Source organism: Desulfovibrionales bacterium, from assembly GCA_028715605.1.
GTDB lineage: Bacteria > Desulfobacterota > QYQD01 > QYQD01 > QYQD01 > QYQD01.
Genome location: JAQURM010000002.1, coordinates 360306 through 371979, shown reverse-complemented (window position 1 = coordinate 371979; position 11674 = coordinate 360306). Strand labels below are relative to the sequence as shown.

General features: G+C 47.8%; 9 protein-coding genes. 1 reads left to right on the top strand and 8 read right to left on the bottom strand.

Annotated features, from left to right (window positions below; all coding sequences use genetic code 11):
- The 5 genes from PHT49_04415 to PHT49_04395 form a co-directional block, all read right to left on the bottom strand.
- Positions 1 to 394: ABC transporter permease (locus PHT49_04415; protein MDD5451118.1), on the bottom strand; the 394-nt coding region annotated here is incomplete at its 3' end.
- Between the two features lie 267 nt (positions 395 to 661).
- Positions 662 to 2152, bottom strand: a complete 1491-nt coding sequence (locus PHT49_04410) for a porin (protein MDD5451117.1) — start codon at positions 2150 to 2152, stop codon at positions 662 to 664.
- Between the two features lie 16 nt (positions 2153 to 2168).
- Complete coding sequence (locus tag PHT49_04405; protein ID MDD5451116.1) at positions 2169 to 2987, bottom strand: substrate-binding domain-containing protein; 819 nt, start codon at positions 2985 to 2987, stop codon at positions 2169 to 2171.
- Positions 2988 to 3070: 83 nt separating this feature from the next.
- Positions 3071 to 3928: a substrate-binding domain-containing protein gene (locus PHT49_04400; GenBank protein MDD5451115.1), complete on the bottom strand. Its 858-nt coding sequence runs from the start codon at positions 3926 to 3928 to the stop codon at positions 3071 to 3073.
- Positions 3929 to 4257: 329 nt separating this feature from the next.
- A complete protein-coding gene (locus PHT49_04395; protein MDD5451114.1) occupies positions 4258 to 5040 on the bottom strand; it encodes a substrate-binding domain-containing protein in 783 nt (260 codons plus the stop codon).
- A gap of 158 nt (positions 5041 to 5198) precedes the next feature.
- Here PHT49_04395 and PHT49_04390 point away from each other — a divergent pair, with 158 nt between their 5' ends.
- Positions 5199 to 6104 carry a selenium metabolism-associated LysR family transcriptional regulator gene (locus tag PHT49_04390; GenBank protein ID MDD5451113.1) on the top strand — a complete coding sequence of 302 codons (906 nt, stop codon included), beginning with the start codon at positions 5199 to 5201 and terminating at the stop codon, positions 6102 to 6104.
- A gap of 90 nt (positions 6105 to 6194) precedes the next feature.
- Here PHT49_04390 and PHT49_04385 read toward each other — a convergent pair whose 3' ends face one another.
- From PHT49_04385 to PHT49_04375, 3 genes are all read right to left on the bottom strand, one after another.
- Positions 6195 to 7403, bottom strand: coding sequence for an MFS transporter (locus tag PHT49_04385; GenBank protein ID MDD5451112.1), 1209 nt, complete (start codon positions 7401 to 7403; stop codon positions 6195 to 6197).
- Between the two features lie 224 nt (positions 7404 to 7627).
- A complete protein-coding gene (locus tag PHT49_04380) occupies positions 7628 to 10306 on the bottom strand; it encodes a valine--tRNA ligase (GenBank protein ID MDD5451111.1) in 2679 nt (892 codons plus the stop codon).
- 271 nt (positions 10307 to 10577) lie between these two features.
- Positions 10578 to 11624, bottom strand: coding sequence for a deoxyguanosinetriphosphate triphosphohydrolase (locus tag PHT49_04375; GenBank protein ID MDD5451110.1), 1047 nt, complete (start codon positions 11622 to 11624; stop codon positions 10578 to 10580).
- Between the last annotated feature and the right edge of the window lie 50 nt (positions 11625 to 11674).

The window sequence follows — 11674 nt, the reverse complement described above, 5'->3', positions numbered from 1 at the left end:
GTCTGATAATAGGATCTACACTTACAATAGCCGAGTGGCAAAGAGAGGCCACAATGGGAAAAGCGAGGATGCTCTGGGCTGTCACCATTGCTGACGGAGTATAAAGTAATCCCATGAATCCAAGCGGGCCGCTTCTTGACAGCAGAAGATACAGGAAAAGCCCGACCACCACCGGGGGAAGTCCCATGAAGGTATTTAAAAGGCCAAGGATAATATCCTTTCCCGGAAAGCCTTTAAATCCTACCAGGGCGCCGGTGAAAAGACCGGCAGCGGTTGCTATCAATAAGGCCGTGCCGGAGACCTTCAGCGATAGAAAAATAATATCCAAAAGTTCCCGGTCAAGAGTCAAAATAAGGAAAAGCGCCCTTATGAATCCCTCTGTAATCGAATCCATAATAGAACCAAATAAAATTTGTAAGAGTAAGGTATGATGGACTTGGAAAAGATCAATTTCTCGCGCAGAGCCGCCGAGGACGTAAAAAGAATAAAATTTGGAACTCAGGAACTCATGAAAAAATCTTTTACTCCTGATTTCTTGGATTTCCAGATTTTCATTTTTCTTTGCGGTCTTTGCGCCCTTGCGTGAGAAACTGGGCCTTTTACAAGTTCGTCAAGTATAGAATAGAAATAAATTTTTATAAATGGTTTTCGCAGCCGTCTGTTAGAAGTAAAACTGCGCCATGGTCCTGAATCTATTGTCATGCTGGTCATTAACCGGAACCGTTGCGGTAGAAGTTGGGGTTAATTCTCTCATCAGATAACTGTAATCTACAGAAAGTTTTAGATTGTGTCCGTAAAGATAGTAGGTTAGCCCAACCGTATATTCCTGAAGGTTATCCTCAATGGCATTGTTCGTGCCGCCATTAACGCTGACAAGTCCGAGGCCTGAGGCAAAAGATCTGGCTACTGTGTTATCTTCAAGTCTTTCGACATACGCATACCTGGCTACTACTTCAAATTTCTTCGGTATGACGAAATAACCCGCATCAAATCTATATGCGAATCTATCCCATGTATCTCCCGCAGTTCTCTCCTGTTTTAGCCGATCATAGCCGTATTCGGCATCAAAAGAAAATCCCTTATATCTTAACAGGGCAGCCAGGTTGTAACCGGAGCCTATGACATCATAGTAAGATACTGAACTCGCAGTCCCGTCTGTTGAGCTACGAATCTGGTTTAGGCGGTCTGTATTGTAGAAACCTGAGACAAGGAAACAGACTTTAGGGGTAATGCTGTAATCTATGTCTCCCTGCTGGAGAAGATTATATTTCCCAAATGGATTTATGGAGATTCTGCCCACCCATAGTGGATTGGAATCGAGATTAGGGGACGCCTTTGAATTTCTGCCGTTATAAGCACCGGACCAATATTGTAAGAATCCGTTCTGCCCGAATAAATCAACATCCCCTTGCAGGTGAACTCCTTGAGATCTGAAGAGGTTAAACCCACCAAGAGGAAACTTTGTAACGCTATCTTCAGTGCTGACCTGAAAATTGGCATTTCCACCGGGCCATTTCCTCGTATCATCCTTTCCATCCACATCTGTCTCACCGGAAAAAATACTACGCTCCACGCCATTCAGCATGGTTGCGGACTGCCAGAAATGAAGACCGTAGGGGAGTTTGGCGCGTCCGAACTGTATTTGGGCGTAAGGATAGTTCTTCCATGTCACATAGGCGTCATGCAGGTTGACGGCGCTCTGCGGTTCCAACTGTATATGGGTGAAATATGTCCAGTCTTTATTGGGGGCATTGCCGGAGAATATGACCCTCGCACGTCTCAGGTAGAAGTTGTTCCAGTCCTCACTATTGGCGTTGATCTCTCTGTCGAAGCCAAGAAAGGTATGACGAAACTGTACGAATACATTGGTCTTCAATAGGAAATTTTCATCCTGGGTCTTGATATAGAAACCCTTATCATACCCTGCCTGTAACGTCTTCTTCTCGGTTTCCGCCGATTTTTTTTCTACCTCGATGGTCTTGGCCTGGGTCTCGGCCTGCCTCTTTTCCATCTCCTCTATTCTTTTGAGGAGCTTCTGCACTTCTCCTTTAAGTTGTTCTATCTCTGCATTTGAGTCTGCTGCCGGGGCAGGCAGCGCCCACACTGAAAGCGAAAAAACAAGGAGCGCCACAAAAACACTTAATTTTCTCATACAATATTTCCTGTTCTTATTTTGCGTTTGGGATGAAAAGCTGATTGCCATGGTTATCTTTAAATGAGGCAATAACCTGCTGCCCATCCCCTGATATAAGCCAGCTTATAAACTCCATCGCCTCCCTATATTTGACATGCTTGTGTTTTTCAGGATTCACTGCCATGACGCCATATTGATTGAATAATACAGGATCGCCTTCGAGAACTATGACCATTTCGAGTTTATCCTTTTCCTTTGTGGCAAGCCATGTGCCTCTGTCAGTGAGCGTATAAGCCCGTTTTTCATTCGCAATCCTCTGTGTCTTTTCCATTCCCTGACCCACTTCGAGATACCACTTCTGTCCTTTCGGGTCTATGCCTGCTTTTCCCCATATCGCAAGTTCCTTGGTATGCGTCCCTGATTTGTCACCCCGCGATACAAAGTGATAATTACTCTGGGCAATCTTCTTAAAGGCATCTGGAGCCGATTTCGTTCCTTTTATTTTCGCAGGGTCATGAGGAGGGCCGATAACGACGAAATCATTATACATAACATCGTGGCGATTCACGAAATATCCCTCCTCAACCGCCTTTAATTCCTGCTCCCTTGCATGGACAAAAACTACGTCGGCATCCCCCCTTTTGCCTATTTCAATGGCAGCGCCTGTGCCGACAGCCACAACATCAATCTTTATGCCTATTTTTTTCCCAAACATTGGCAGGATGTAATCAAATAATCCCGAATTCTGTGTGCTTGTGGTTGAGGCGCAGCGGATTCTTGTTTCAGCGGATACATTCACCGCAGAAATCATTACCAGCATTATTAGCGCCAAGAAAAATCTAAAGTTCCTCATCCTTTCCCTCCTTTGATCGAGATTTAAAATCAAGAGGTCTCTAAGGGTTGCAGAGACAATTTTCTGCCCTGAAGGATATGCCCCTAATCATCGTATTGATGTGCATAAGCGGCATCATTGTAAAGCCCTTCTCCGTATTGCTCTTTTCCATATTCTCTGATAATCTTTTGTCCTTCTTCAGAGGCGACAAAATCAATGAATCTGGATGCCAATGGTGCGCCATCCGTTACACCGCCCGGCCGGCAAAGGGCATGATAGGTGTTCACAAGAAATTTATCGCCTCTAAAGAGTATTTTCAGATTGGGCACATTCTTTTTCTCCGCCACCCAGGTGCTGCTGTCCGTCATGAAGTATCCTCTTTCTGCATCTGCTCTTTTCAAGGTTGCAGTCATGAAGTCTTTTGTAATGACATACCAGTCTCCCGAAGGCACGATTCCGGCCTTATTCCAGACAGCCATCTCTTTTTTATGTGTGCCTGAATTATCTCCCCGCGAAAAAAATTTGGTTTTCGCATTTGCAATCCGGCTATATGCCTCCACAGCGTTTTTGGCTTTATTGATCTTAGCAGGATCATTCGGCGGACCGACAATATAAAACTCATTAGAACCAATCAGTGTCCTTTTCGCAGCCCAGCCTTCTGCCACTGCTTTCTTTTCAGCATCCGGGGCATGTACCATAATCATATCGACGGCCTCTTCCTTTAAAAGTTTTAAAGAATCCCCTGTACCTGCTTTTATCCAGCAGAGGGCCGTATCCACCTCTTTACTGAAGGATTCCGCAAGAACCCGCAGGAGTCCGAGCTCCCCGGGGCTGCCCGTGGCAAGAGAAAATGAATTTGGTCCACTTCCATAAACTGCGGTGCATTTTTCTCCGGAAAAGGCAACCGATGACAAGTTGAGAGCGAGCATGAAAATCATAAAAAGGAAAAATTTCTTGGACATCATGTTTCCTCCTTTAAACGTGACACCGATTTTTGTGTGAGCAAGGTCATATTATTAGGACTTCTCCCAAAAATCTCAGGAGATTATGTCAATGTGTTAATTCTTAGCCAATTTTCGCAGGCTGGAAATGGAAGCCGTCATTCCTTCGCTTCACGGCTTGCGCAGCGACCCTTTCGCGGCTCGCAGGCGGGGAATGCTTGCCCCTTCCAGCCTCTAAAGGGCTGGCTTTCCCCTTACTGCTCGCCCTCGATCCGCCTAAGGCGGACTGCTCCAGCAAGTTTCGCACAGGAACAACAGCTTCCATAAGAATGTGGGGAAAGTCCTACATATTATCTCTTTTCATTCATCACCGCCGGCGCTGCATCCGGATAGAAGAGATTAACCCCGTGTTTTTTATATTGCGCTATCAGACGTTGTCCATCAGGTGAGGTTACAAAGGCGATAAAATCCATGGCCTCTCTGTACCTTATATTCGGGAACCTGTCAGGATTTACCGCAATCACGCTATAGAGATTTTTCAAAACAGGGTCACCTTTAAAGAGGGCCTTCAGCTTGATTTTTGTCTCGTAATTCAAGAAGGTCCCCAGATCGGTGAGTGTATAGGCCCGCTTCTGATCAGCTATCATTAATGTGTCCCCCATTTTGGCGCCGGCCTCGAAATACCAGCCCTTCCCCTTAGGATTTATCCCGGCATCATCCCAGACATCCAGTTCTTTGATATTTGTACCTGAATCGTCGCCCCTTGATACGAAAGGCAACCCCTTCTCTGCAATTTCTTCAAATGCCTCGACAGCGGTTTTTAATCCCTTTATCTTTGCCGGGTCGCCGGATGGACCGGCGATAACAAAATCATTATGCATCACAGATCTTCTGTTGACACCATACCCCCCTCCGACAAATTTTTCCTCCCGAAAGGGATCGTGTACGAAGAGCATATCGGCCTCGCCCTTCTTTGCTATTTTCATGGCTTTTCCAGTGCCCACAGCTATAACTTCTACTTTGACATCATATTTTGTCGATTTTTCATAGGCGGGAATCAGTATGGCAAACAGCCCGGAATTTTGAATACTTGTCGTTGATGCTATAATAAGTTCTGTCTTTTCTTTAGCCATGTTTGATACCCTCCCTTAAAGAGTCAAAGTCTGGACGGCACCATAAAAATAGATTTTGATACGTTATAAGTCCAATTTATTTTTTTCATCAATACAATGAAATATATTCATAATATCTTATATTGACTCCTGCTCTTTGACTACTTACAATAACGCCCATGGAAGACCACAGGTTAAAGGCATTCTGTCTTGTTGTTGAATTGAATAGCTTCTCAAAGGCAGCAGAGGCCAAGTTCATGACCCAGTCTGCCATGAGCCACCTGATAAAAAATCTTGAAGGCGAACTCGGAATAAGACTTTTAAACAGAAAGGGCAAGGCTATAATACCAACACCTGCCGGGAAGATTTTTTATGAACATGCGAAACAGATTCTTGAACAGTATCGAAGACTGGAAAATGATGTTTATACTATGGTGCAAAAGACTAAGGGCACATTATATATTGGAGCAAGCATGACTGCTGCAACATATCTACTGCCGCAGGTATTTTACAATTTCTCTAAGAACTATCCGGAGGTACAAATAGAATTATCAGTATCGGATACGGAAAGGATAATACACGACCTTCACGAGAGGAAAATTGATATAGGAATTGTTGAGAGGAAAATAAGAGATTCGGGTGTCTTCTTAAAGGAGATTGCCAGGGATGAGATAGTAATCATCACATCCGAAGACAATCCATTGGCAAAGAAAAAGTCTCTGAAACCTCATGATTTAACATCCCAACCATTTATCATGCCTGAGGCAGGCTCAGATATGAGGGAATTCATAGATGATTTTCTGCACAACTTGAAAATAAATCCAAAGGAAATAAAGGTACTAATGACACTTGGCAATACCGAGCTGATAATACAGATGGTTCAGTCGGGGATGGGCATATCCTTTGTCTCAAAATGGTCTGTTTTTAAGACAATAAAGGATAGCTCTATTAAGCTGCTGGACATATCAGGCAAGAAAATAAAGAGAAGGTTTTACCTCGCCGGCATAGAAAAAGAGCCTTCAACAACAGTTGGAAAGACCTTCTGGAATTTTATAAAAGAATATAGATTTTTTATGCCATTTTGATTGTGATTGAAGCTCCCCGCTGTCCGCCTGAGGCGGACGGAGAACGCGCTCGCTATGCATGTTCAGCCTTCCGGACTCTCAGAGTCTTCTTCATTTCCGCACAATGATAAACAATAAGGCAGAGAGGGCGGCCATCCCTGCTCCATAATAAAAAGTAGCCTGGGGGCCGATGGCATCCCAGAGAAGGCCGCCGATCATACTGGCCGGCAAGACAGCCAGGCCTATAGCCATGTGATAAAGCCCAAAGCCGGTAGCCTTGAAGTCAGGCGGGACTATCGAGGCCAGATAGGCCCGCTGCACGCCCTCGCTTATCCCCATAAACAGGCCATAAATGGGGAAAAGCAGCCAGGCGTGGCCGGGGTGGGTGGCCAAGCCAAAGCCAAGATATACGACGGCGAAAAGGACAAACCCCAATGTAACCAGCCGCCTTTTGCCGAAACGGTCGGCCAGTACGCCGGCCGGCCAGGCCGATAGGGCATAAACCAGGTTGAAGGTCAGATAGGCTAAAGGAACAAGCGCTGTCTTGACCCCCAGGTCTTGCGCCCTCAGGACGAGGAAAACATCGCTCGAATTGCCCAGGGCAAAAACAGTTATAATGGCCAGGAAACGCTTATAAGAACCGCCAAGCCTTTTCAAATCGAATTTAAAGCGTTCACTTGAGGAAAGTTTCGCCCTCTTTTTTTCGGTAACGAAGCTGCTGGCAATAATAACCGCCGCTAGGCCTGGGATTATAGACAGCCAGAATACAAGCCGGTAATTACCGTGGTAGATGGACAAAATGGCAAAGGCTAAAAGCGGGCCAACCACGGCTCCAAGCGTATCCATGGTGCGATGAAAGCCAAAGGAGCGGCCCAGATGAGTCGGAGGTGTGGATTCGGTTATAATGACATCTCTGGGAGCAGTACGGACGCCCTTGCCAAAGCGATCTATGAAACGCGCCGAGAGCACGTGCCCCCAATGCGTGGCCAAGGCCATAAAAGGACGGCTGGCAGTGGAGATGCCATAGCCAAAGACCATCAGAATCTTGCGCCGGCCAATTTGGTCAGAAAGCCAACCGGAAAACAGCTTGACCAAACTCGCCGTGCTCTCGGCGATGCCCTCAATCACGCCTATGACGGCCTTATTGACCCCGAGAACCGAGGCCAGAAAGATAGGCACCAGGGGGTAGATCATCTCGGAACCAACGTCCGTAAAGAAGCTTACCAATCCGCTGAAAAAGACGTTCCTTTCAAAACCAAGTATCTTTCCCGGTTGCCCCTTAAGGTGCCGCATAGCTGCTTCCGCCTTTAGCCATACCATAGCACGGTATCTATTTATTCGTAACTTTTCATCCTACCACAAAGGCGAAAGGTATAGTTTAAGATGATAAAAGAGGAAGAAAGATTTTGAAGCTCCCCGCAGCAAGCTGCGGGGAATGCGCTCGCTATGCATGTTCAAAAGAAATTATTAGGGTAGCAATTTGTGATGGTCACCTTTCCCTGAGGGGTGATAAAAAAACGCGTATTGAAAACTCCGTATAAAACCTATGTTCGTATTTCCTCCAGCCGTTTCAGATTGGCATCTATTTTATCCAGACGGGCGACAAATTCCTGCACTTTGCCTTTTTCCTTGTCGATTATCCCGGCCGGGGCGCGTTCCAGAAAGTCCCGGTTAGCCAGCTTGTTCTGTATCCGTTTCAGCTCTGTCCGGAGTTTGCCTGCCTCTTTCTGCAGTTTTGCGGTTTCTGCGGAGATATCGATTACTCCTTCGAGGAGCAGGTAGGTTTCGACCTGATCGGTTATACAGGACACCGCCCCCTTAGGCCGCTCACCATCAGCGCGTATCTCAAGACCTTCTACCTTAGCCAGGTTCTTTAGGAAAATCCCATGTCTGAAAATAAGCTCACGTGCCGGCCCGCTTCCGCTGAGGACGATTATGTTTACCTTTTGAGCCGGATGGACATTCATCTCGCTGCGCAGGTTGCGTATCCCGGTTATCACATCCATAAGCAAGTCCATCTGCCTTTCACTTTCCATATCCTCCGGATAATCCTTGCTCTCTGGAAAGGAGGCCTCCATAATGCTTCCGGCGCTGCCCGGCAGATAATGCCATAATTCCTCGGTAACAAAAGGGATGGAAGGATGGAGCAGGCGCAGGCTGGCGCTCAGCACCGAGAGCATGACCTGCTGTGTGGCATTGCGTGCCTCCTGGTCTTCGGTAAGATAAAGAGCGGGTTTAATCATTTCCAGGTACCAGTCACAGTACTCGCGCCAGAAAAACTGGTAGAGGGCCTGGGCCGCATCATTAAAACGATAGTCATCCAGACCTTCTCTTACTGTGTCTATCACCCTTTTCACGCGGCTTAATATCCACCGGTTTTCCAGCGAAAGATGGGAAACGGGCCGGGTAATCTCTACCGTCCGGCATCCATCCGCGTTCATCAGTACGAACCGTGCGGCATTCCAGACCTTATTAATAAAATGGCGGTAACCCTCGATGCGCTGTTCAGAGAGGCGGATATCCCGTCCCTGCGCAGCAAATGCCGCCAGGGTGAAGCGAAAGGCGTCCGTCCCATACTTATCCATAACGATGAGCGGGTCAATGACATTACCCTTGGATTTGCTCATCTTCTGGCCCTCAGCGTCGCGCACCAGGGCATGTATGTAAACATCCTTAAAGGGAACTTCACCCATAAAATGGAGGCCCATCATCAGCATGCGGGCCACCCAGAAAAAGAGGATATCGAAACCGGTGATGAGCACGGATGTGGGATAGAAGAGCTTCAGCTCTCTGGTCTCCTCCGGCCAGCCCAGGGTGGAAAACGGCCATAAGGCCGAACTGAACCAGGTATCGAGGACGTCTTCTTCCTGCCGGATATTTTTGCCTGCACATTTCGGGCAGCTCAGCGGCGCCGCGGCATCGACAATGGTCTCGCCACAGTCATCACAGAACCAGGCGGGAATGCGGTGCCCCCACCAGATCTGGCGGGATATGCACCAGTCACGGATGTTACGCATCCAGTCAAAATAGGTATTTTCCCACATCTTGGGTATTATGCGGGTTTGGCCGGTCTCAACCGCAGCGATGGCCCTTTCGGCCAGCGGCTTTACAGAGACAAACCACTGTTTGGAAAGGGTCGGCTCGACTACCGTCTTGCAGCGATAGCAGTGCCCCACGGCATGTTCCAGGGGTTCAACTTTTTCCAGGAGTCCTTCGGCCTCGAGATCCGCCACCACCTTTTTGCGGCACTCGTAGCGGTCCAACCCCCGGTATGGACCGGCCTCATCGTTCATGTACCCGGTCTCATCCATGACCTTAACCGCAGGTAATTTGTGACGCAGGCCAATTTCGAAGTCGTTGGGGTCGTGGGCCGGGGTTACTTTCAGGGCCCCGGTGCCAAAGGAAGGATCGACATAAGAATCAGAGATAACCGGTATGGCCCTTTTTAAAAGGGGTAGGATAAGATTTCTCCCGATTACATTCTTATACCTTTCGTCCTCAGGGCCTACAGCTACCGCCGTATCGCCGAGCATGGTCTCCGGTCGGGTCGTGGCCACTACTACATAGCCGGATCCGTCGGCATAGGGATAACGGATATGATAGAGGCTCCCTTTATGGTTCTCATGTTCTACTTCGAGGTCGGCCAGGGCCGTGTGGCAGCGCGGGCACCAGTTGATAATGTAATCGCCTCTGTAGATAAGTCCTTCGCGATATAACCGGACGAATACCTCCCTCACCGCGCGGGACAGCCCCTCGTCCATGGTAAATCGCTGCCGGCTCCAGTCACAGGCGCATCCCAGTCTCTTGAGTTGGTTGATTATTTGCCCGCCGGATTCCTCTTTCCACCGCCAGACACGCTCGATGAATCTCTCCCGACCGACGGTATGCCGGTCCAGCCCGTCGGCCGCCAGTTGCCTTTCCACCACGTTTTGTGTGGCTATGCCCGCATGATCGGTCCCCGGCACCCAGAGAGTATTGCAGCCGGCCATCCTTTTATAACGTATTAATATATCCTGCAGGATATTGTTAAGGGCATGGCCCATGTGCAGGGAACCGGTGATGTTCGGGGGAGGAATGACTATGGAATAAGGCCGCTTCTCGTCCGTTACTTTCGCCGTGAAAAGCCCTTCCTGTTCCCAGAAAGAGTACCACCTCTTTTCCACCTCATGCGGTTCGTAGGCCTTCGGTAATATTTCTCCTGTCGTAGGTATCGCTTCAGCCATATAATCAGTTTTCCTTCCAGATGTCCGGGACGCAGATGAACGCAGATTCGATTAATTCATAAAAAAAGTTTTTCACCGCAGAGCACGCAGAGAAAAATTTTAACTTATTTAATATGTTATCTCGGCGTCCTCGGCAACCTCTGCGGTAGATTTTACTTTTTAAATTTCGAACTTACTGCGGGCATCGACAAAAATCGGCGGCCGGTAAATGTAACGATTTTAGTCAATAATTAAGGGAAGTTAACACAGGGCATTTCCAGGTGTCAAGGCTTTAATAGATCATCCAGGGCTTGGGGATAAAGATGCTTTCATACAGGTTGAGGGCGTAACGATCGGTCATACCGGCAATGAAGTCACAGGCCATCCTTTCCCTGGGAGTATCGGGTGGATATACTTTAGCTTCTTTGTCAAAGACATTTTCCTTTTCCAATAGGTAGTAATAGAGTTCTTCCAGGATTTTTTTGGCCTTGATAAATTCCTTATGAACTATCTCAGATTCATAGACATTTTGATAAAGAAATTCCCGCAATTCCAGCATAACCTCCATTGTGGCAGGCCTGATAACCAATTTTGGGCCACCGGCCCGGATGGTAGAATCTATCAAGTCCAGTACCATGGTCCCAATGCGTTTGGAATGGCTTTTACCTAAGGCTTTGACGCAGGAATCCGGTATGTCCTTGATGGAGATTACATTACCACGAATAGCATCGTCTATATCATGACTTATATAGGCAATGATATCCGCTATACGCACAATCTGTCCTTCCAGGTCCGAACTCAGTTCTTCAGTATTTTCCGGTAGAATCTGCCCCCGTCCCTTGGAGTGTTTTAAAATTCCCTCCCTGACCTCATAGGTTAGGTTCAACCCGCGGCCGTTATTTTCCAGTATGTCCACAACCCGCAAACTTTGTTCATAATGGGCAAACCCCCCCGGATATATGGCATTCAGCACCGCTTCCCCGGCATGGCCAAATGGGGTATGGCCGAGGTCATGTCCCAGGGCGATAGCCTCGGTTAAGTCCTCATTCAGGCGCAGGGCCCGGGCTATAGTGCGGGCTATCTGGGCCACCTCGAGGGCATGGGTTAGTCTGGTGCGGTAATGGTCGCCGGTGGGGGAAAGGAAGACCTGGGTCTTGTGTTTTAGACGACGGAAGGATTTACAGTGGAGAATACGATCCCGGTCCCGTTGAAAGGCCGTGCGCACCGGACATTCCTTTTCCGGTATCTGACGGCCGCGGCTTTGGGCGCTGAGGGCGGCATACGGAGAAAGGTTTTTTCTCTCCTGTTCTTCAAGTTTCTGCCGTATAGATTCGGACAATTGCTTTTTTCTTCCTTTCTGGTATGATGCCCTTCTATACTGAATGCCTA